Annotated in this window: 21 protein-coding genes; 7 read left to right on the plus strand and 14 right to left on the minus strand. The window is 51.1% G+C overall.

The features are described from left to right. Positions 1-37: 37 nt before the first annotated feature. A complete protein-coding gene (ndk, locus tag ccrud_RS10540; protein WP_066569839.1) occupies positions 38-448 on the minus strand; it encodes a nucleoside-diphosphate kinase in 411 nt (136 codons plus the stop codon). Positions 449-497: 49 nt separating this feature from the next. Beyond that, positions 498-818, minus strand: coding sequence for a hypothetical protein (locus tag ccrud_RS10545; protein ID WP_066567295.1), 321 nt, complete (start codon positions 816-818; stop codon positions 498-500). A gap of 64 nt (positions 819-882) precedes the next feature. On the opposite strand from ccrud_RS10545, the gene ccrud_RS10550 reads away from it, so the two are divergent. After that, entirely contained in the window at positions 883-1,227 is a 345-nt protein-coding gene (locus ccrud_RS10550; RefSeq protein ID WP_066569842.1) for a GNAT family N-acetyltransferase, read from the plus strand. 273 nt (positions 1,228-1,500) lie between these two features. On the opposite strand, the gene ccrud_RS10555 is transcribed toward ccrud_RS10550, so the two are convergent. The 5 genes from ccrud_RS10555 to ccrud_RS10575 all read right to left on the minus strand — a co-directional run bounded on the left by ccrud_RS10555 (position 1,501) and on the right by ccrud_RS10575 (position 8,347). Next, positions 1,501-1,974, minus strand: coding sequence for an SRPBCC family protein (locus ccrud_RS10555; protein ID WP_066567307.1), 474 nt, complete (start codon positions 1,972-1,974; stop codon positions 1,501-1,503). A gap of 69 nt (positions 1,975-2,043) precedes the next feature. Beyond that, the gene (locus ccrud_RS10560) at positions 2,044-2,469 is read right to left on the minus strand and encodes a DUF4233 domain-containing protein (RefSeq protein ID WP_066567309.1); all 426 of its coding nucleotides are present in this window, start codon (positions 2,467-2,469) and stop codon (positions 2,044-2,046) included. Then, a complete protein-coding gene (gene folC / locus ccrud_RS10565) occupies positions 2,466-3,998 on the minus strand; it encodes a bifunctional tetrahydrofolate synthase/dihydrofolate synthase (RefSeq protein WP_066567311.1) in 1,533 nt (510 codons plus the stop codon). The genes ccrud_RS10560 and folC overlap by 4 nt, the downstream gene beginning before the upstream one ends. After that, complete coding sequence (locus ccrud_RS10570; protein ID WP_066567313.1) at positions 3,998-6,709, minus strand: valine--tRNA ligase; 2,712 nt, start codon at positions 6,707-6,709, stop codon at positions 3,998-4,000. The genes folC and ccrud_RS10570 overlap by 1 nt, the downstream gene beginning before the upstream one ends. 60 nt (positions 6,710-6,769) lie before the next feature. Continuing rightward, positions 6,770-8,347 (minus strand): peptide ABC transporter substrate-binding protein, encoded by a 1,578-nt coding sequence (locus tag ccrud_RS10575; protein ID WP_066567315.1) that lies wholly within the window; start codon positions 8,345-8,347, stop codon positions 6,770-6,772. A 231-nt stretch (positions 8,348-8,578) separates the two neighbouring features. Here ccrud_RS10575 and ccrud_RS10580 point away from each other — a divergent pair, with 231 nt between their 5' ends. After that, a complete protein-coding gene (locus ccrud_RS10580; RefSeq protein WP_066569844.1) occupies positions 8,579-10,033 on the plus strand; it encodes an Hsp70 family protein in 1,455 nt (484 codons plus the stop codon). Positions 10,034-10,301: 268 nt separating this feature from the next. Here ccrud_RS10580 and ccrud_RS10585 read toward each other — a convergent pair whose 3' ends face one another. Both ccrud_RS10585 and ccrud_RS10590 read right to left on the minus strand, forming a co-directional pair. Then, positions 10,302-10,889, minus strand: coding sequence for an LOG family protein (locus ccrud_RS10585; RefSeq protein ID WP_066567318.1), 588 nt, complete (start codon positions 10,887-10,889; stop codon positions 10,302-10,304). 10 nt (positions 10,890-10,899) lie between these two features. Further along, complete coding sequence (locus ccrud_RS10590; protein WP_066567321.1) at positions 10,900-11,886, minus strand: malate dehydrogenase; 987 nt, start codon at positions 11,884-11,886, stop codon at positions 10,900-10,902. Between the two features lie 311 nt (positions 11,887-12,197). Between ccrud_RS10590 and ccrud_RS10595 the strand changes: the two genes are divergently transcribed. Beyond that, positions 12,198-12,977, plus strand: a complete 780-nt coding sequence (locus ccrud_RS10595) for a TetR/AcrR family transcriptional regulator (RefSeq protein WP_066567323.1) — start codon at positions 12,198-12,200, stop codon at positions 12,975-12,977. On the opposite strand, the gene ccrud_RS10600 is transcribed toward ccrud_RS10595, so the two are convergent. Beyond that, positions 12,974-13,564: a PadR family transcriptional regulator gene (locus ccrud_RS10600; protein ID WP_066567328.1), complete on the minus strand. Its 591-nt coding sequence runs from the start codon at positions 13,562-13,564 to the stop codon at positions 12,974-12,976. The two genes, ccrud_RS10595 and ccrud_RS10600, sit on opposite strands and share 4 nt — an antisense overlap. Positions 13,565-13,747: 183 nt before the next feature. Here ccrud_RS10600 and ccrud_RS10605 point away from each other — a divergent pair, with 183 nt between their 5' ends. From ccrud_RS10605 to ccrud_RS10615, 3 genes are read left to right on the plus strand one after another with little or no spacing between them, the layout of a single operon-like run. Then, positions 13,748-14,875, plus strand: a complete 1,128-nt coding sequence (locus ccrud_RS10605; protein ID WP_066567331.1) for an aromatic ring-hydroxylating dioxygenase subunit alpha — start codon at positions 13,748-13,750, stop codon at positions 14,873-14,875. A 3-nt stretch (positions 14,876-14,878) separates the two neighbouring features. After that, positions 14,879-15,874 (plus strand): PDR/VanB family oxidoreductase, encoded by a 996-nt coding sequence (locus tag ccrud_RS10610; RefSeq protein ID WP_066567334.1) that lies wholly within the window; start codon positions 14,879-14,881, stop codon positions 15,872-15,874. Between the two features lie 10 nt (positions 15,875-15,884). Continuing rightward, positions 15,885-17,234, plus strand: a complete 1,350-nt coding sequence (locus ccrud_RS10615; RefSeq protein WP_066567337.1) for an MFS transporter — start codon at positions 15,885-15,887, stop codon at positions 17,232-17,234. Here ccrud_RS10615 and ccrud_RS10620 read toward each other — a convergent pair. Both ccrud_RS10620 and clpX read right to left on the minus strand, forming a co-directional pair. Then, complete coding sequence (locus tag ccrud_RS10620; protein WP_066567340.1) at positions 17,220-18,152, minus strand: AEC family transporter; 933 nt, start codon at positions 18,150-18,152, stop codon at positions 17,220-17,222. The genes ccrud_RS10615 and ccrud_RS10620 overlap by 15 nt on opposite strands. Next, positions 18,153-19,433 (minus strand): ATP-dependent Clp protease ATP-binding subunit ClpX, encoded by a 1,281-nt coding sequence (clpX, locus tag ccrud_RS10625; RefSeq protein ID WP_066567345.1) that lies wholly within the window; start codon positions 19,431-19,433, stop codon positions 18,153-18,155. 129 nt (positions 19,434-19,562) lie between these two features. Here clpX and ccrud_RS10630 point away from each other — a divergent pair, with 129 nt between their 5' ends. Then, positions 19,563-20,651 (plus strand): SGNH/GDSL hydrolase family protein, encoded by a 1,089-nt coding sequence (locus ccrud_RS10630; protein WP_066567347.1) that lies wholly within the window; start codon positions 19,563-19,565, stop codon positions 20,649-20,651. Here ccrud_RS10630 and ccrud_RS10635 read toward each other — a convergent pair. Together ccrud_RS10635 and ccrud_RS10640 are read right to left on the minus strand one after the other, a co-directional pair. After that, entirely contained in the window at positions 20,638-21,273 is a 636-nt protein-coding gene (locus ccrud_RS10635) for a CoA transferase subunit B (RefSeq protein ID WP_066567353.1), read from the minus strand. The genes ccrud_RS10630 and ccrud_RS10635 overlap by 14 nt on opposite strands. After that, the gene (locus tag ccrud_RS10640) at positions 21,273-22,016 is read right to left on the minus strand and encodes a CoA transferase subunit A (RefSeq protein WP_066569848.1); all 744 of its coding nucleotides are present in this window, start codon (positions 22,014-22,016) and stop codon (positions 21,273-21,275) included. Before ccrud_RS10640 ends, ccrud_RS10635 begins: the two co-directional genes overlap by 1 nt. Positions 22,017-22,045: the final 29 nt, after the last annotated feature.

Genomic DNA, 22,045 nt, shown 5'->3' on the forward strand with positions numbered 1-22,045 from the left:
CCCGACCTTAAATGGTCGGGAGCTTTAACAACGTTGTTTAGACGTTAGGGAACCAGATGGAGATCTCGCGCTCAGCGGACTCTGGGGAATCAGAGCCGTGAACAACGTTCTCGCCAACAGTCAGTGCGAAATCACCGCGGATGGTGCCTGGGGTTGCCTTAGCAACTGGATCGGTGCCACCAGCAAGCTGACGCCATGCATCGATTGCGCGCTCGCCTTCGACGATGCCCGCGATCAGTGGTGCGGAGGTGATGAACTCAACGAGCTCACCGAAGAATGGCTTGTCAGCGTGCTCTTCGTAGTGCTTTTCAGCGGTTTCGCGGTCTGCAACACGCAGATCCAGAGCAGCGAGCTTGAGGCCCTTGCGCTCAATACGTGCGATGATTTCGCCGACGTGTCCGTTAGTAACACCGTCTGGCTTGATAAGGATGAGAGTACGTTCAGTCATGTTGAAGAATTCTACCCAATGGTGCTCTGCTTCGCGCACTCAACTCGACTTAGAGATTCCTCACAGCATCTGCCACGGCTTCATTTGATGATCCCCTACTCCACAACTGAGCCTGACGAATTGCTGCAGCTTCTTGTCCACGCGACTTTAGCTCTTGCAATTGCTCAACTTGTTCAGCGGTGAACACCACTGGTTGATCCACCAATTTCGTGCCCATGCGATTATTCAGGCCAATGAAAAGCGCAATCGCCGCCACGATAATGGCCAAAATCGGGATTATCGTTGGAGAACCTGCAATACGTGTAATCACTGCAATGACGCAAAAGAGTGCAGCTGCAGAAAAAGCAAGGCCAGTTTTAGGATTTCGCATGGTTATCAACGCTACGGCGAGTTTGCGCACACCGCTACTTGGCAAACTCCGTATTCTTAAAGCTATGACTTTAAAAGATAAGCAGAATAATGAAGTAGCGGTCACTGATAATTCAGAGAAGCGTCAGTTTGAGATCAGCTACCCTGCGGATGCTGTTACTGCTGGTTTCACTGCCTACATCGATGAGGAAGATTCTCGAATTTTCTATCACACCGTGGTCGGCGATGAATTCGGTGGAAAAGGTTTGGCATCAATTCTGGTTGCGGAAGCACTCACTGCAACTAAAGAAGCTGGCCTTACCGTTGTTCCAGTGTGTCCGTTTGTGAAGGGCTACGTGGAAAAGAACGCTTTTGAGGGTTACCGCAAGCCAACCCGTCAAGACATTGAGTTGGTTAAGAGCCAAGGATAGTTGCTGAGTTGCAAATTTTCGTTCCACAATCGAGACCGACCTCGAAATGGAACGAAGATTTGCATCCCGCCGACGGTGAGACGCAAATCTTCGTTCCAGACGCCTGGTAAAATCCGAAATGGAACAGATTTTTGCACCAGAACCTCACAGGATTCTCAACCGCCCCATATGCCTCAAAATTAACCCGTCCCAGATGCTCGTCTAAGCGCCTTAACGAGCCCATACCAGGCAAATACCCCATCAGAGCCTTAGAACCGTTACAGCCCACATAAATTAGTGGCTTTGTTCAATGATGTGTTTCATCGCAGCGAGGGTTTCAGGGATTCCGGCAACAGCTGCCAAACGTCGGTTTTCAATTTCTTCAGGTGCTTTGTCGCCAAACTTTTCCACAAAAAATTCTTGGCCCTTAGCTGTGAATTCCCATGATTCGGTGAGCGTGGTTTCGTTGCCACACGGTTCCATGGAATACACCCAGTGCACGTTTCCTTCTGACACGCTCCAGCCAAAAGCCTTATTGGGTTCTGCAATGATGACTTTGCTGCGGGTCTCCCAGGTTCTGCCAGGGACTACGTTGCGGCCAGTAAAATAAGCGCCTACTTCTGGGCCGTCACTTTCATCATCCCACCAGCACTTCTGGCATACCGGGGACCATTCTCCGGTGCGCGTGATATCAGAGACAGTTGCATAGACCGCAGATGTTGGTGCGTCAATGGTGATGGAATCAGAATATTTTAGAGAGTCAGCCATTCATAAAGTTTAAACGACGAGAGGGAGACGTCGAAAAGCAAAAAGACCCCAGTGCTGGGGCCTTAAAGTTTAAAGATGCTGCGTGGAAAGCAGACCGCGTTTCATGCGATCCACCATGTTGGACCGCAGATAAAGCAGATACGCCCACACGATGATGAAAATGATCGCAGCGATACCCATCGAAGGGTGCACAAAGAAACCAGCAAGAGCCAGTACTTGCAGCACGATGTTCATCGGGATGGACCAGCTAAACCTTTGCAAGAATGCAGCAATGAAGTGTGCACCAGCGACAGCGGAAACATAGACCCAGTTGAATGTGGTCCAGTAGATGCCATCATCCACGCGCAAAATCACAGTGAGTACGAGCGCCAACGTGATGGCCTCCATCACCATGGTGCCAGCCATGACTCCTCGGATGCCCTTCATTGGGTCTTTGAGCGGGTCGTGGCCTTTTCCTAGCGGGCCATACTCAACTGATTCTTCAGGCTTGCTCATGCAGGTTCCTTTCCAAACAGCGTGCGCGCGTCGCCGGCAGTGACAATCGAACCGGTGATCACAACACCTGATCCGGACTGTACATCGGTGTCTTCTGCCAGTTCAATGGCTAGTTCCACTGCGCCGGCAAGATCTTCTTGGACGTGCACACGCTCATCGCCGTAGATCTCTCGAGCATATTCAGCCAACTCGTAGGCGTCCAATGCACGCTCGGAAGCGGTTTGGGTACATACGATTTCGTGGATATAAGGTTCCAAAGCTTCCAAGATGCCGCGAGCATCCTTGTCACCAAGTACGCCAACGACACCAACTAGGCGGCGGAATTCGAAATCTCGATCTAAAGCTGCTCCGAGTGCTGCTGCACCATGTGGGTTGTGAGCAGCATCGATGAATACGGCCGGAGCAGAGCGCAGACGTTCCAAACGGCCTGGTGATTGCACCTGAGCAAAGCCCTCACGGACAGTCTCAATATCAAGCGTGCGACCAGCTGATGCACCAAAGAATGCTTCCACTGCTGCTAGTGCGACAGCTGCATTATCTGCTTGGTGTGCACCTGATAGTGGCAGGAAGATATCGGTGTATTCACCGCCCAAGCCCTTGATGGTAAGTTGCTGTCCGCCAACGGCCACAGCAGATTCGACTACGCCGAATTCCATGTTCAAACGTGCCACAGCGGCGTCTGTATCCACAGCTTGCTGCAGGATGACAGTCATCGCCTCAGGCTCTTGCTTGCCGACGATCACCACGTTGGCTTCTGTCTCCACACCATCTTCAACAGCTGGGCGTGCCTTGATAATGCCAGCTTTTTCACCAGCAATCTCAGCCAGGGTGTTGCCCAAACGATCAATATGATCCATGCCCACTGGGGTGATCACAGAAACCGCCGCGTTGATGACATTGGTGGCATCCCAACGTCCGCCAAGTCCAACTTCAACAACTGCAACATCAACAGGAGCATCAGCAAATCCTGCATAAGCAAGCGCAATGAGCACCTCGAATTTGCTCATGCGCGGTCCGCCCTCAGCCTCAGACCATGCATCAGTCATCTCAATATACGGTTTGATTTCTTCATAAATCCGTACGAAATCACGAGGATGAATCGGCTTACCATCAATTGCAATGCGTTCGGTGACTAATTGCAGATGTGGGCTGGTGGTCCGTCCGGTGCGTCGGTGGAAAGCACGCAGCAAAGACTCAATCATGCGAGTGGTTGAAGTCTTACCATTTGTGCCTGCCACATGGATCGCTGGGAACGCATCCTGCGGCTGTCCCATCAGATCCATAACATAGCTCATCCGGCGGAAGGTTGGATCAATTTCGGTTTCTAACCAACGTAGATCCAATTCAGCTTCCACCTGAGCCAGGCGCAGCAGATCTTCTTGGGTGATCTCTTCCGAAGCAGGTGCTTCGACTTCACCGGTCAGATCGATCGGCAAAGACAACCCGGTCTCACCCAAAGTGACATCTCCTAAGGTGACGTCCTCATTGTCCTCATTGCCTGGGTGTGCAGCCTCAAAGTTGTTAGCCACTAGGCCAGTTCCTCCAAACGCTTGTTAATGCGTACTACTTCTTCTTGTGCGATTTGCTGGCGTCCACGAATCTTATCCACCACAGCATCCGGAGCCTTAGCCAAGAATGCTTCGTTTCCAAGCTTCTTCGCGGTGGTCTCTAGTTCCTTGGTTGCGGTAGCAAGATCCTTTTCCAAACGTTTGCGCTCTGCTGCCACATCGACAGTTCCAGAAGTATCCAGCTCAACGGTGATAGTTGCTTGGCTGAGGCGAATCTCCAGGCTTGCAGATGCTGCAAAATCTTCTGCTGGCTCTTCGATACGCACGAGGGAGCGGACAGAATCTTCCAGATCTTGCAGATCGCATGCTGCGAAATCAAAACGAGCTGGAACCTTCTGGGAAGGCTTCACGCCTTGGTCAGCGCGGAAACGACGAACCTCTGTAACCAGCTTTTCGACGTCGCTGATGCGCCTAGCTGCATCCGCATCGACGGCGACGCCACCGTTGGTGTCGGCTGCGGTTGGCCAAGGAGCCACCACAATAGAGGTGCCATCAGTCAGTGTCTGCCACAGCACCTCAGTGATGAAAGGCATCGCTGGGTGCAGCAAACGCAGGAGGGAATCCAGCACATGACCGAGTACCTTCTGTGTATTTTCACCCTGAATGCTGGTGCCTTCGCGTGGAATCTGTACCTTAGCGATCTCCAGGTACCAGTCACAGAACTCATTCCATGCGAACTGGTACAGCTCTTCATTGGCCTTGGCGAACTGGTAGTTATCCAGGTAAGCATCAACATCAATGCGTACCTGCTCCAAACGGTCCACGATCCAACGATCTGCATCGGTGAGGTCTTCGCGCGCTGGAAGTCCCTCTGATACGGCACCGTTCATGAGGGCAAACTTGGTTGCGTTGAACAGCTTGGTGGCAAAGTTACGGGAGCTCTGTGCGGAATCCTCACCAACAGGCAGATCTACGCCTGGGTTTGCGCCACGTGCAAGGGTGAAACGCAGTGCATCGGCACCATAGTTTTCCACCCAATCCATAGGATCAATGCCGTTGCCCAAAGATTTAGACATCTTGCGGCCATGTTCATCGCGAACTAAACCATGCAGGAAGAGGTCAGTGAATGGAACCTGTGGGCGTCCATTCTTACCTGTACCCAAAAGTTCTGGGGTTTCCTGAGCTGCGAAGGTGCCGAACATCATCATGCGGGCAACCCAGAAGAACAAAATGTCATAGGCAGTGACCAGCACTGAAGTTGGGTAAAACTTTGCCAACTCATCGGTCTTTTCTGGCCAACCCATGGTGGAAAATGGCCACAGAGCTGAAGAGAACCAGGTATCCAGAACGTCTGGATCCTGAACGTATCCCTCAGGTGCTTGCTCATCAGGACCCACGCAGACGATTTCGCCATTTGGTCCGTACCAAATTGGGATGCGGTGTCCCCACCACAGCTGACGGGAAATGGTCCAGTCATGCATGTTGTCTACCCAGTCGAAGTAGCGAGGCTCCAAAGACTTCGGGTGAATGGTGGTGTCGCCTTCGCGCACAGCGTCGCCGGACATCTTGGCAAGCTGCTCAACCTTGACGAACCATTGCAAGGACAGGCGTGGCTCGATGGCTTCGCCAGAGCGCTCAGAGTGGCCAACAGAGTGGGAATAAGGACGAATTTCCTTCACGATGCGGCCCTGAACAGCAAGTTCTTCACGAATCTTGATGCGTGCTTCTTCGCGGGTCAGACCGTCAAACTGAGTTCCGGTATCTGCGATACGTCCGGTCTTGTCCATGATGGTTGGCATGTCCAAGTTGTGGCGCAGGCCAAGAGCATAGTCATTAGGGTCGTGTGCCGGGGTGATCTTCACTGCACCGGAACCGAACTCTGGATCTACGTAATCATCTGCAACAACCTTCAGGGAGAGGTCATCGCGGAATGGGTGAGGCAGAGTCTTTCCAACCAGATCCTTGTAGCGCTCATCTTCTGGGTGGACAGCCACAGCGACGTCACCAAGCATTGTTTCCACACGCGTGGTGGCAACAATAACGTGTGGCTCATCATCATTGAGAGAACCGTAGCGAATGGAAACAAGCTCGCCTTCAACATCTTTGTAAATCACTTCGATGTCAGACACAGCAGTTTCTAGCACTGGAGACCAGTTGACTAGGCGGTTTGCCTGGTAGATGAGGCCGGCGTCGAAAAGCTTCTTGAAAATCGTTTGGACCGAGCGGGAAAGTCCCTCGTCCAAGGTGAAACGCTCGCGGGACCAGTCCACAGAATCGCCGATGGCGCGCATCTGATCGCCGATCTTGCCGCCGTATTCCTTCTTCCACTCCCAGACCTTTGCGATGAACTCTTCGCGGTCATAGTCGTAGCGAGTTTTGCCCTCGGTCTCCTTCAGCATCGCTTCGACCTTGGTCTGAGTCGCAATACCTGCGTGATCCATGCCAGGCAGCCACAGAACCTCAAATCCCTGCATGCGCTTGCGACGTGCAAGAGCATCCATGAGAGTGTGGTCCAGAGCGTGGCCCATGTGCAGCTGGCCGGTCACATTTGGAGGTGGCAAAACAATGGAGAATCCCGGCTTATCGCTGGCAGGATCGGCGGTGAAATAACCCGCATCCACCCAGCCCTGGTACAGCTCAGCTTCTACAGCTTTCGGATCCCAGGACTTAGGCAGCTTGTCTGCGCGGTTCTGGCTGGTGTTCTCATTATTCTGGTCAGTCACGCTGACCATCTTAACCCTTGCACGGAGTAATCAAGTATCCGGATTTAGGTTAAGAAAATTTGCACGAAATTATTGCTTAGTAATAGCCCAATAAACTGGAATGGCCTTCCAGTTAACGGAGACATTATCTACCGATTCTGAGTAGCCTCCAACAACATTTGGGTACCACAGTGGAATAGCAGGAAGATCACGCAGCAACATTTCCTGAGCCTTCGCATACTCTTCGAAAGTCTGCTCCTTGGTGGAAGCGCCCGCGGCATCAGCAATCAACTGATCAAACTCTGGGTTTTCATATTTAGAGTCATTGGAAGCCACACCGCTGGTGTAGTTAGGTCCAAGGAAATTGCCGATGCTTGGGTAATCCGCAAACCATGCGGTGCGATATGCACCATCCAAACCAGTGGTGCGGTAGGTATCGCGGAAGGACTTGAAATCAGGGAAAGGATTGCCCACAGCTGATACATCAAGCTCATTGCTAATGCTGTTAGCCACAGCATCTACCCATTCCCGGTTTGGCACATCGGCGTTATAGCTAATCTGCAATTCACCATTAAAAGGCTTAATCTCTTCTGCTTCTTCCCATAGCTCGCGGGCCTTTTCAGGCTGGAAGGTCAGTACATCATTGCCTTCGAGGTCATCGCGCCAGCCATCAAGCACAGGTGCCGTGAAATCAAGGGCCGGAGTGTAGGTGCCATTGAAAATCTGCTGCGCGATTTCCTCGCGGTTAATCGCCATAGAAATTGCTTGTCGACGCAACACGCCTTGTTCCCCTTCAAAGTTCGGGGACTCCATGCGAATAGACAATTCCAAATAAGATGCCGCCGGCTGGTTAATGGAACGGCCGGATAATTCAGATTCATAAGTGGTGTACGCAGATGGTGGAATCAGATCCAACACGTCCAAGTTTCCGGCAAGAAGGTCCGAGTATGCCGCATCATTTTGTGCATAGAAGACGTACTTCAGGCCCTCATTTTGCGCTGCTCGAGGCCCGTCATATTCTTCATTCGCCACAATTTTCAGCTCAGCATTGTGATCCCACTGCTCCAATTTGTAGGGACCAGAAGTGATGGGGTTTTCACCAAATGCATCAATGTCATCACGTGCAGAAGCCGGCATTGGCGCAAAACCGTAGTAACCAATGCGCTGGGTGAATTCAGAATCCGGTTGGGTGAGCTCGATGGTAAACGTGCGCTCATCCACCACGTTTAGGCCTTCGAGGCTGTCCACGCCTTCTTCATAACCCTTAATCGGAGAGAAGAAGGAGACATTGAGCAATTCATTGGCGACAACAAAATTCCAGGTATCCACAAAATCTTGGGCAGTGATAGCTGATCCATCACTGAATTTGATACCTTCACGCAGCGTGATCTTGTATGTGGTGTCAGATTCTTGATCGATGGATTCTGCCAAGTCGTTTTGAGCAACGCCCGCTTCATCAAAGTAGACAAGCCCGGAATACAGCATGTCCACAACGCGTCCGCCACCGTTTTCATTGGTGTCTCCTGGAATGAGTCCACGCTGTGGTTCCGTACCGTTGACAGCCACATAATTGATATCAGCAGTGTCAGTAGAACTTGAACATGAGGCAAGCCCAATGGTCAAAGTTGAAGCCACCACTGCTGCGATGACGGTTTTGGCTATGCGCATGAATACTCCTTGGTGTTTTCGCATTGCTGTTTGCAACGCCTTCAGGGCCTTTAAGGTGTGGCCGAAAAATACAACAAGGAAATTTAATCAGTGAATCAACACACATTCATTATATTTCATGGCTTAAGTCTCTCAACTACCCCCGGATAGGTACTGTGGTTCAGAGTGACGCGTGCATTAAATCGCTTCCTTCGACCTGCACAGCGTGAAAATACTGCTAGGGTCAAGTTCATGCGATTTGGACTTGACCTGGGAACTACCCGCACCATAGCGGCCGCAGTGGACCGTGGAAATTACCCCATTGTCACTGTGGAAGATTCCTTAGGCGATGCCCATGATTTTATTCCGTCAGTGGTAGCGCTTAAAGCAGACAAGATAGTGGCAGGTTGGGATGCCATAGAAGTAGGCACAGACCATTCTTCTTTTGTGCGTTCTTTCAAGCGTCTTCTATCCGAGCCGAACGTCACCGAAGCAACCCCTGTTTCCCTAGGTGAACACACTCGCCCACTTGGTGCGGTGCTTGCGGCTTTCGCGGAAAATGTCGTCTCAGCGTTGCGTTCCTTCCAGGCAAGCTTGGGTGATACTTCAGAAATTGAACTAGTCATCGGTGTTCCGGCTAATGCGCATAGTGCACAGCGTTTGCTCACCATGTCTGCATTCAGTTCCACAGGCATCACGGTTGTCGGACTGGTCAATGAACCCAGCGCTGCCGCTTTTGAATACACACATCGCCATGCCAAAACACTTAATTCCAAGCGCCAAGCAATCGTGGTCTATGACTTAGGTGGTGGCACTTTTGATGCGTCACTCATCCGTATCGATGGAACCCATCACGAAGTGGTCTCCTCTATTGGTATTTCACGCCTGGGCGGCGATGATTTTGATGAACTTCTTTTACAATGCGCACTCAAGGTCGTAGGTAGAGAGCATGATGCATTTGGCAAGCGCGCTAAAAACACGCTTCTCGACGAATGCCGCAACGCCAAGGAGGCTCTGGTCCCCCAATCTCGCCGTTTGGTCCTAGAGATTGGCGACGACGATGTCACCGTGCCCGTCAACGATTTTTACGATGCAGCCACTCCCCTGGTAGCAAAATCTTTAGCAATCATGGATCCCCTCATCGGTGTCGGAGACCTCAAAGATTCCGATATTGCAGGAATTTATCTTGTCGGCGGAGCCTCCTCGCTTCCCCTCGTCTCACGATTGCTGCGTGAAAGATTCGGCCGACGAGTACACCGCTCGCCTTTTCCTTCCGGATCCACAGCAGTGGGATTAGCTATTGCAGCCGATCCTTCTTCCGGCTTTCACTTAAGAGATCGAGTTGCCCGTGGCATTGGTGTTTTCCGGGAACATAATTCCGGCCGCGCAGTAAGTTTTGACCCTTTGATCGCACCCGATACAGACTCCGCCACCGTGGTAGTCCGCCGCTACACAGCAGCGCACAATATCGGCTGGTTCAGGTTTGTTGAATATGCCACCGTTTCCGCAGATGGCAGCCCAGGAGATATTTCCCTACTCAGCGAGATCAAAATTCCTTTTGACGGATCAATCACTGATGTAGAAAATACTCCAATTGAAAAATTTGAGGGCCCTGAAGTAGAAGAAACCATCACGGTCAATGACAACGGTGTGGCCTCTATTCACATCAAAGTGCTCGGCGGTGTGGCCATCGAGCACACCATTTAACGCTGACCAAACGACAGTGCCCACGGGAACTGATTTTAGGCTCCGTGGGCACTCTCATGTGGTTATCCGGGCTCGAAACCGGACACAGCTGCCCACCGATCAGGTTTTAAGCTGCCGTGGGCACTGTCGTTTGGTCTGGCTAGAAATCTCGCTTAAAACCTAAGAAAAGTGACCTTTCAGAATCGCTTTTGAGCGCTTGTCAGGATCTCCTCCAGATAAAATGCTCATGCCAAAAATCTGAGGCCTTAAATGGGCAAATTAGCCTTGGTCACCACTTTGGTGCTGGTGGTGTCCAATTTTGCATTGCATCCAGCAGTTGGTGTGGGTCAGATTCCACGATGAGGCATTCAAAGAAATCTCGTTTGATAAAGCCACGCTGAGTCATTTGCTCCAGCATTTCTAGAAGTGGCTGCCAAAAACCATCGACATCATAAAGTGCGACCGGCTTGTGATGGATTCCTAGTTGTTGCCAGGTCCAGACCTCAAAAAGTTCTTCCAAGGTTCCAGCACCACCCGGCATTGCAATGAATCCATCGCCGAGCTCTGCCATCCGGTGTTTGCGAATATGCATGTTGGGAACCACCTCTAGTTCGGTGAGCTTTTCATGTCCAAGCTCCCCGTCCATGAGGGATTCTGTAATCACGCCAAATACTTCGCCGCCAGACTCGAGGAACGCATCCGCAACAACGCCCATGAGGCCTACTTTTCCGCCACCATAAACCAGGTCCATGCCGCGGTCCACTGCGATTTTCGCTAGTGTTTGTGCTGCTTGTTCATACAGCGTTGAGTTGCCTAGCGCGGAGCCTGTGAAAACGGTGAGGCGGTGCAGGGGCGGGGCGTCGAAAAGCGAAGTCATGGGTTAAAGATTAAAGCAGATCGCGTACGGCTTCACGCTCGGCCTGTAGTTCCTTCACATTTGCATCGATGCGGGCGCGCTGGAAATCAGAAATCTCTAGTCCCTCAACGATTTCCCATTCACCGTTGCGGGAAATAGTTGGCAGACCCACGATGATGCCCTCAGGGATACCATAAGCGCCGGTAGATGGAATTGCTGCAGAAGCCCACATATCCGTGCCCTGTACCCAATCACGCATGTGATCAATAGCAGATGATGCTGCAGACGCTGCCGAAGATTTGCCACGCACTTCAATGATCTCCGCGCCACGGTTTGCGACACGTGGGATGAATTCATTGACGTACCACTCATTATCCACCAGGTCAGATACCTTTTCTCCGCCAACAGTGGCGTAGGTAATATCCGGGAATTGGGTTGCAGAGTGATTTCCCCAGACCACGAGGTTTTCAAATTCAGCAGCACCACGGTCCAGTTTGGTGGCCAACTGAGAAATTGCGCGGTTGTGATCGAGTCGCATCATGGCGTTAAAACGGGATGCTGGAACGTCTGGTGCTGCGGCTAAAGCAATCAATGCGTTGGTGTTTGCAGGATTGCCAACAACCAATACGCGAATATCATCTGCTGCATGATCGTTAATGGCCTTGCCCTGAGGGCCAAAAATCTTGCCGTTGTTCGCTAGAAGGTCTGCGCGTTCTTCGCCCTTGCCACGAGGCTTAGCACCGACGAGGAACGCAGCATTAGCACCATCAAATGCTTCATTGGCATCTGCGGTGATCGTGATGTTACGCAGGAGTGGGAATGCGGAATCCAACAGCTCCATGGCAACGCCTTCTGCGCCGCTCAGAGCTTGTGGGATCTCAAGCAAGTTAAGTTCCACAGGAGTGTCAGTGCCAAACACCTCACCATTGGCAATACGCCACAGGAGTGAATAGGAAATTTGACCAGCTGCGCCGGTGACAGTGACCTTCTTTGGGGAGATATTCTGCGGGGAATTCATCAACAATCCTCAATCCTTGTAGGGGGTCCTCTAAGTACCCATGCTATCCCGGCAAAAAGATAACAGCCACAACTTTTAGGTGATCTTGGCGATACCCGAAAATCACCCCCGAATTCTTCCTTTACGTACCCCTTACCTGCCAAAAATTGGGCTTCAACCAACCAGTGGCGTGGTGTGCGAGCAATTTTCCCTAATTTCGGGCACCATTTATAGGTGTCAGTTGGGATTAGCTTATGGTGTTATCTTTAATATTCACTTTGCCGCTTTTACTTATTCAAGTTTTCTCGTTACCCGAAAGGAATTAATCGATTATGGCGCCATCAGATCGAGATGCCGACAACCTAAACTTTAACGGTAGCGAGTTTACTGCAGCTGATTCAGGCCACACCGCCACTCCTGAAGAGGTTGTTGCAACAGCCCTGAGTTTCTTCGCCGAGCAGGGATTCAGCGAAACCAAACTAGAAAAAATTGCCAAGGCATCCGGAATGTCCAAGCGCATGATCCACTATCATTTTGGCGATAAAAAAGGCCTTTACATTAAGACCGTTTCCCACGCCCTCCAGCTACTTCGCCCAGAAGCTGAAGCCATGCAACTTGATTCGGCGGTTCCAGTTGATGGTGTTCGTAAAATCGTGGAAGCGGTTTACACCCAGATCACTCAGCACCCAGAAGCCGCACGTTTACTGCTGATGGAAAACCTGCACAGCCAAGACAGTAATGATTCCGCTGTGGCTTATGCAGATGAATCCAATGTGTTGCTCAACCTGGACAAGCTCCTCATGTTGGGACAAGATGCCGGAGCTTTCCGCCCAGGAATCTCCGCCGAAGATGTCTTGGTACTGATCAGTTCACTCGCCTACTTCCGCGTATCCAACAAATTCACCATGAAAAACCTCTACGCTCTCGACTTGGGGTCAGAGGCCAATATTGAGGGCATGAAGCGAATTGTTGTGGATACCGTGTTGGCATTTTTGACGTCCAACATCCAAAATTCTGGCAACTCCAGCTATCTCGCAGTTGGCGCCAAGGCAACAGAGCCAGAAACTGATGACAGCGTCTATAACTTTGATACGGATGTTTTCACGGACTAGCTTCCACTTCCCAGGACATCGAGAAGCTTTAAGCCCTTTTCCGCCCACCCTATCTCTGCCTGAGCATGTGCAATTTGCCCCTCATAAGCAAGTACCTTGAAGGCAACAATTCGCACATGCTCTTCATCTGGAGCTCCAGCGAGTCTCCTCGCTAATGTTGGATGAGTTTTAGCTTCTAACTCTTCAATCATGGATTCTGATTGAATTTTCATTTTCTCAAAATGTGCGATGTGAGCACGAAGATGTCGACGCGCATCTGCATTTGACGCAATCTCAAAATATGCGGATTTCAAGCGCGCAGGATCACGATTAGGCCCATAGACTATCGGCGCAATCCACGCTTTCTTCAAGGCCTCCCAGCCCTTGTCACTGAGAGCATATTCCGTCTTTGTGGCACCTTTTGAGCCCCACGGAACCTCTTCGCCGACCAATAATTCTTCGGCCTGCATTTTTCGCAATTCGGGATAAATCTGCGAATCAGAAGCACTCCACACAAAGCCCACCGATGCCCCAAACCGTTGGGAGGCGTCATATCCCGTCAAAGGACCAGCGCTAAGCAACGCAAGTAATGCGGATCGAAGAGTCATTTATCCATTGTTGCACATTGCTACCCCCTCTCAGTCATGAATATCTGCAGCTCACGGGCCCCAGGTGACAAAAGGCCACATTTACCTATTGACAGTGAGATACCCCACATGCAAAATATGACCCAGACCATAAACTAACTAAGGGTTTAGGTATTTGCTTAAGTAGTTGCATAGGAGCGCAAGATGACACTTTCAGAACGCAAACTCACCACCACCGCAAAAATTCTTCCTCATCCCCTCAATGCGTGGTACGTCGCAGCCTGGGATTATGAGGTCACTGCAAAGAAGCCAACAGCCCGCACCATCGCCAATAAACCACTGGCCTTATACCGCACAAAAGATGGCCGCGCTGTAGCCCTAGCTGACTCCTGCTGGCACCGCCTTGCTCCACTATCCAAGGGAAAGCTGGTGGGCAATGATGGAATCCAATGCCCTTATCACGGCTTGGAATACAACTCTGCTGGTCGCTGCATGAAAATGCCTGCGCAAGAAACTCTAAATCCTTCAGCTGCAGTAAATTCTTATCCCGTTGTGGAAGCACACCGCTTTGTATGGGTCTGGCTAGGAGATCCGACACTGGCAGATCCCACCCTGGTGCCTGATATGCATCAAATGAAGCACCCCGACTGGGCCGGAGACGGACACACCATTGCAGCAGACTGCAACTACCAATTAGTCCTTGATAACTTGATGGATCTCACCCATGAAGAGTTCGTGCACTCCTCCAGTATCGGTCAAGATGAACTCAGCGAATCCGAATTCATAGTTACCCATACTGAAAATTCAGTCACAGTCTCAAGGTGGATGCGCGATATCGATGCCCCACCGTTTTGGCAAAAGAATATGAATGATAAGTTCCCAGGCTTCGAAGGAAAAGTGGATCGCTGGCAAATCATCCACTACTACTACCCTTCTACAATCTGCATCGATGTAGGTGTAGCCAAGGCTGGAACAGGTGCCCCAGAAGGGGATCGCAGCCAGGGGGTTAATGGTTATGTCATGAACTCAATCACTCCAGATTCTGATCGTTCATCCCATTATTTCTGGGCATTCATGCGCGATTACTGCTTGGATAGCCAAACCATCACCACGCAGCTACGTGACGGGGTTACAGGCGTATTCAAAGAAGATGAAGACATGCTGAAGGCTCAACAAGATGCCATCGATGCAAACCCTGACCACGAGTTCTATAACCTCAACATTGATGCAGGTGGAATGTGGGTGCGCCGGATCCTCGAAGAGGCTCTAGAAAAGGAAGGTCGGCTCAATATCGCCACCACTTTCCCTCGTCCTGCAAAGCCGGAGGTATAAGCCATGTTGTCTAAATCTGAATGGCAAAACGCGGTGGTCACATCAAGTGAAATCATCGCAGAAGATATTCGAAGAATAGAACTAGCACCGAAATTTGCGATTCCGGTAAAACCCGGCGAACATCTCAAGATCATGGTGCCCTTAAAAAGCGGACAGGAAAAGAGATCTTATTCCATTGTTGATGCCCATCACGATGGTTCGACTCTTGCCTTAAGTGTGCTTAAAACCAGAAACTCTCGCGGAGGATCTGAGTTTATGCATACTCTTCGGCCAGGAGATGAAATCTCGGTCTCGAGGCCGTCTCAAGATTTTCCTCTTCGCGTAGGAGCACCTGAGTATGTACTTGTTGCTGGAGGTATCGGTATCACCGCTATTCGGGGCATGGCTTCCTTGTTGAAAAAATTGGGCGCAAATTATCGTATTATTTTTGCAGCACGCAGCCCTGAAGCCATGGCTTATAAAGATGAGCTGATCGCAGAACATGGCACCAATCTGCATCTCCATTTTGATTCCGATGGCAGCACCATTGATGTCGAGCAACTCATCGATTCACTCAACCACAATGTCGAGCTGTATATGTGTGGCCCCATCCGCTTGATGGATGCCATCCGACGGGCATGGAATCAGCGCGGCCTGGACCCCACTAATTTACGTTTTGAAACATTTGGCAACAGTGGCTGGTTTTCTTCAGAGGTCTTTAACATCGAGGTCCCGGAACTGGGTATTCACACCACGGTAAAGAAGGACGAAAGCATGTTGGAGGCTCTGCAACGCGCTGGTGCCAACATGATGTTTGATTGCCGTAAGGGTGAGTGTGGTTTGTGCCAAGTCCGCATCCTTAATGTGGATGGCCACGTGGATCACCGTGATGTTTTTCTCTCTGATCGCCAAAAAGAATCCGATACTAAGGCCTGTGCCTGTGTCTCCCGAGTAGTTTCTTCTCCTGTTTCATCATCACCATCATCCCCTACCTCGACCATTTCGGTCGCCCTCTCCTAAAGGAGTTTGCATGGATATTCGCCACACGATCAACAGCACGTCGATGTCGACGTATCAGTGGTTCATTGTTTTCATCGCGGTCATGCTCAATGCACTAGATGGTTTCGATGTTCTTGCTATGTCGTTTACTGCAAATGCAGTAACCCAAGAATTTGGCCTAAGTGGCAGCCAGCTTGGTGTATTGCTCAGTTCTGCACTGTTCGGCATGACGATGGGATCTTTGCTGTTCGGTCCAATCGGTGACCGTTTTGGCCGTAAGAATGCACTAATGATTGCGCTGCTGTTCAACGTAGTGGGATTGATATTGTCCGCAACTGCACAGTCCGCAGGTCAGTTGGGCGTGTGGCGTTTGATCACAGGTATCGGCATCGGCGGAATCCTTGCTTGTATCACCGTGGTGATCAGTGAGTTCTCCAACAACAAAAACCGCGGCATGGCGATGTCTATCTACGCTGCGGGTTATGGAATCGGCGCATCCTTAGGAGGCTTCGGAGCCGCGCAGCTGATCCCAACGTTTGGTTGGCGGTCGGTGTTTGCAGCCGGTGCAATCGCAACAGGTATCGCCACCATCGCTACTTTCTTCTTCCTTCCGGAATCTGTTGATTGGTTGAGTACTCGCCGCCCTGCGGGCGCTCGCGACAAGATCAATAATATTGCTCACCGTTTGGGCAAGGTTGGCACCTTCGAGCTGCCAGGCGAGCAACGCTTGTCGACGAAAAAAGCCGGTCTCCAATCGTATGCTGTACTGGTTAACAAAGAGAACCGTGGCACCAGCATCAAGCTGTGGGTTGCATTCGGAATCGTGATGTTCGGCTTCTACTTTGCTAACACTTGGACTCCGAAGCTGCTCGTGGAAACCGGCATGTCAGAAGAACAAGGCATCATCGGTGGATTGATGTTGTCCATGGGCGGAGCTTTCGGTTCCCTGCTTTATGGTTTCCTCACAACCAAGTTCAGCTCCCGCAATACTCTGATGACCTTCATAGTGTTGTCTGGACTGACACTGATTCTGTTCATTTCCTCCACTTCTGTTCCATCCATCGCGTTTGCCAGCGGCGTTATCGTGGGCATGCTGATCAATGGTTGTGTGGCTGGTCTGTATACCTTGTCCCCACAGCTGTACTCCGCTGAAGTACGCACCACTGGTGTGGGTGCTGCGATTGGTATGGGCCGTGTCGGTGCGATTTCTGCGCCACTGCTGGTGGGTAGCCTGCTGGATTCCGGCTGGTCCCCAACTCAGCTCTATGTGGGTGTTGCCATCATCGTCATCGCTGGTGCAACCTCATTGATCGGACTGCGCACTCAAGCGGCAGCAGTCGTCGAGAAGCAGCCTGAAAATCAGCCCTTAGCGGCCAAATAGGGCCGCGATTCCTAGCATGCCTATCAGTGCTAGGAATGTCGTTAAAAAGACTGTATCGCGGGCAAGTATTTCGCCCTTACGGTACGTCGCCGCGTAGTTATAAACATTCTGTGCAGCCGGTAGCGCTGCCAGAATGACCGCGGCATAAAGATAATCGCCTTCCAGTCCAAAGGCCTTGGCAATCAGCCAGGTGATCGCCGGCATACCCACAATTTTCATTGCTGTTGCCGTGAGGACGCTGGGGCGATCGGCTTTGGAAGACAAGACATTTGTCGATGGCAATGAGGCACCAAAGCTCATCAAGATGAGTGGAATAGATGCACCGCCCAAAATAATGGTTGGTTCCATTACTGCTGCAGGAAGTTCAATTTCTAGCAGACATACAATCAGCCCCGCGATGGAAGCCAGCACGATCGGGCTGAGCAAAGATCCTTTAATGGCCGCCCAGATCTTTTGCCCACGTGATCCTTTCGTATCGCCAGAAGTCAAAGCAGCTAGGATCATGGGTGCAAAAATCACCATCTGCATGACCAAAATCGGAGCTACATAAGCGCCTGTTCCAAGCACATAAATGGAGACCGGCAGGCCAATATTGTTGGAGTTCACATAGGCGGAAGCCGCGGCGCCAGTAGCTGTTGTGGCTATGTCTTTTTTAAAGAAAATTGCTGAAATAATGCAATAGACAACTGCTGTGACGATGGTGGCAATAAAGGTCACCACGATTACCGGTGAGATCAATTCACTGGGATCCGATTGCGCTACAACATTAAAAAGCAACGCTGGGGTCGCAGCATAAAAAGCAATGCGGTTTAACACCAAGCGTTGTTTATCATCGTTAATCACGCCGAGCTTTGCCAACAGAAATCCGACTCCAATGACGGATAAAATAATGGCAAAGCCCGTGATAACTCCGGTCAACTAAGCAGTCTTTTCTTCTGCTGCAGCATCAAGCATTTCAGGTTCGGCCTCACCACGGACCACGGAGCCAGAGATAATAACTTCGGTGACGTCTTCGCGATCAGGTAGGTCATACATGATCGGAACCAGGATTTCTTCCATGATGGCGCGCAGTCCTCGGGCACCAGTTTTGCGTTCCAGGGCTTGGTTTGCGATCTCTTCTAGAGCATCATCAGTAAAAGTTAGTGCTGCATCATCCATCTCGAACAGACTCTGGTACTGCTTGACCAAAGAGTTACGTGGCTCGGTCAGGACCTTAACCAAAGATTTTTGATCCAGGTTGGATACCGTGGCCACAACTGGCAGACGACCAATGAATTCTGGAATAAGACCAAATTTCACTAGATCTTCAGGGCGCACATCTTTAAAGATATCGATAATATTGGCTTCTTCCTTCTTGGAAGAAACCTCTACGCCGAAACCAAGCCCCTTCTTGCCATTGCGGTCAGCGATTACTTTTTCCAGACCGGAGAAAGCACCAGCAACAATAAACAAAATATTGGTGGTATCGAGCTGAATGAAATCTTGGTTCGGGTGCTTACGTCCGCCTTGCGGTGGGATCGCAGCAACGGTGCCTTCTAGAATTTTCAGCAGGGCTTGTTGCACGCCTTCGCCAGATACATCACGTGTGATGGAAGGATTTTCAGATTTGCGGGAAATCTTATCCACTTCGTCGATGTAGATGATGCCGCGCTGGGCACGCTCTACATCGAAATCGGCAGCTTGGAGCAGTTTAAGCAAGATGTTTTCCACATCTTCGCCCACATATCCGGCCTCAGTCAATGAGGTGGCATCCGCGATAGCAAAAGGTACATCAAGCAGTTTTGCCAAAGTTTGAGCCAGGAAAGTCTTGCCGGAACCGGTTGGGCCAAGCATCAAAATATTGGATTTAACAAGCTCAATTTCTGCTTCATCGCCACGACGACGGCTGATGGTCTCAGCAGCGCGCAGACGCTTGTAGTGGTTGTATACGGCAACCGACAAAATGCGTTTCGCTGGATCCTGTCCAATGACATAGGTATCTAAGAACGCAGAAATTTCAGAAGGCTTAGGAAGCGCGCTTCGATCTTCATCCTCATGCTGAGCCTGCCCGAGCTCTTCTTCAATAATCTCGTTGCACAGCTCAATGCACTCATCACAGATGTATACGGCACCACCTGCGATGAGTTTTTTTACCTGCTTTTGGCTCTTGCCACAGAAAGAACATTTGAGCAGATCGGCGCTTTCCTGCATACGTGCCATAAGAGTGTGAGACCCGCTTCCACGATCGAAAAGATTTACTGCTTACAACTCTAACCAACAATATTGGCAATGGGTTGTTCCATCTTAGCGCTTCCCGCATTGACTCTGCAGAGCGGTACGCTTTGAGGAATGAATATTGATTTTTTCCACGGCACAACAGAGATAGAAACCACCACACGCGGCCTGCGCCCACATAGGCTCCCCGCTAAGCTCGTTGAAAATTATTGTGATCGTCAGTTCAGTTCCATGGAACGCCAGCCCTCAGGTGTGCGCATCATGTGTCGCACCACCGCCACACATATCACCTTAACCACTTTTTCCACGCGCGTTGTCTACCTTGATTCCGGTAGGTCGGGTGGCAAAATTGATGTGCTTATCGACGGCGCCCCAGCGCTTTCCACGCCAACCTCCGGAGGCGAGACGACGCAGGTCGATTTCACCACGGGTGCTACAACGCACAGCGTTGAGGCACCTCAAAAAATCACCCTAGAAAATCTCTCTGCAGCAGAAAAGGTGGTGGAATTTTGGTTGCCTCACAATGAGGAAATCGAGGTCATCTCACTAGATGCCAATGCGCCACTGGAAACAGTTGAAGATACCCGCCCAGTGTGGATTAATTATGGCAGTTCGATTAGCCAGGGTTCCAATGCTACCTCCCCCACCGCCATCTGGCCTGCACTAGTCGCACAAGCCAAGCAGCTTAATCTCCGCAACTTGGGTTTTGGCGGCAGCGCAATGCTTGATCCATTCATGGCGCGGTTGATCAGGGACACTCCGGCAGATCTGATCACCTTGGAAATTGGCATCAATATTGTCAATGCTGATGTGATGCGACGCCGTGGTTTAGAAGCTGCTGTGGATGGGTTTGTCGCCACTATTAAAGAGGGACATCCCAACACACCAATTAAGATTGTGTCGCCGTTTTATTGCCCTATCCATGAACAAACACCTGGCCCCGGCGCGTTTGATACGTCTACTTTTGGTAGTGGTCAGATCAAATTTATTGCTACAGGTGAACCGGATAATTTTGGTCGCTTGACTCTGGAAATGGTGCGTGAGGTGTTGGAGGGGTTCGTCGAAAAGCAAAAAGACCCGCACCTGAGCTATCTCGATGGTGCGAGTCTTTATGCGGAAGGCGATGCGCCGTTGCTGGATAATTTGCATCCAGACGAGGCGACGCACGCCTTAATTGCACAGCGCGTGCTTAAGCAACTTTGAAATCAGCTTCGGTGATTTCGCGCAGCTCCTCAACGGTGACGCCATCGGCGCACTCAACCAGGGTGAGGCCTTCGATTGGGTCCACGTTGAACACAGCGTGGGTGGTGACAATCATGTCAACGCACTTTGCGCCGGTCAGTGGGAGGCGACACGCTTCCAAAATCTTTGGTGCGCCCTTCTTGGTGACGTGATCGGTCATGGCGATGATCTTGGATGCGCCGTGGACTAGGTCCATTGCGCCGCCCATGCCCTTGACGAGCTTGCCTGGAATCATCCAGTTAGCGAGGTCGCCGTACTGAGAAACTTCCATCACGCCCAAGACTGCAACGTCTACGGAGCGGGAACGGATCATGGCGAAAGAATCAGAGGAAGAGAAGTAGGAAGCACCTGGTGCAACAGTGATGGTTTCCTTACCAGCGTTGATCAGCTCAGGGTCAAGCTGCTCTTCGGTTGGGTAAGGTCCAACGCCCAGCACGCCGTTTTCGGAGTGTAGGACTACTTCCAAGCCCTCAGGCAGGTAGCCCGGGATGAGGGTCGGCATGCCGATGCCGAGGTTGACGTACTGGCCGTCTTCGAGTTCTTGGGCAACGCGAGCTGCCATTTGGTTATGATCCCAAGTCATTAGTTAGACACCGTCCTGTTTTCGATACCGGTTTCCTGTGGTCCGACGTGGACAACGCGGTTGACATAAATTCCTGGCAGATCAATCTCGTCTGGGTGGAGCTCGTCCACGAAGTGCTCGACCTGAGCGATGGTGATCTTGCCACTCATTGCTGCATCTGGGTTGAAGTTCTGTGCAGTCTTACGGAAGACAAGGTTTCCGAAGCGATCTGCCTTGTGTGCGTGCACGAGGGCGTAATCTGCGCGGATGCCCTCTTCCATGACATAAAGCTGGCCGTTGAATTCACGGGTTTCTTTAGGCTTGGAGACAACGGCAACGGTGCCGTCGGTGTTGTAACGCTGTGGCAGACCACCTTCTGCGACCTGGGTGCCAACGCCTGCGGTGGTAAAGAATGCTGGGATGCCAGCGCCACCTGCGCGAAGACGCTCTGCAAGAGTGCCCTGTGGGGTGAACTCAACGGTGAGCTCGCCTTCGAGGTACTGGCGTGCGTACTCTTTGTTGGATCCTAGATAGGAGCCAATGGACTTGGAGATTTTCTTATCCAGCAACAGCAGGCCAAGGCCAAAGCCATCGGTGCCAAGGTTGTTGGAAATGATGGTCAAATCCCCTACGCCGAGTTCACGCAAAGCAAGGATCAGTGCAGTAGGAATGCCCACGAGGCCGAATCCGCCAACGGCAATGGAGGCGCCGTCTGGGATATCAGCCACCGCTTCAGCAGTGGAGGAAACGCTCTTGTTAATCATGTGAGACATGCTATCGTAATGTTCATACT

It is taken from the genome of Corynebacterium crudilactis, from assembly GCF_001643015.1.
Lineage (GTDB): Bacteria > Actinomycetota > Actinomycetes > Mycobacteriales > Mycobacteriaceae > Corynebacterium > Corynebacterium crudilactis.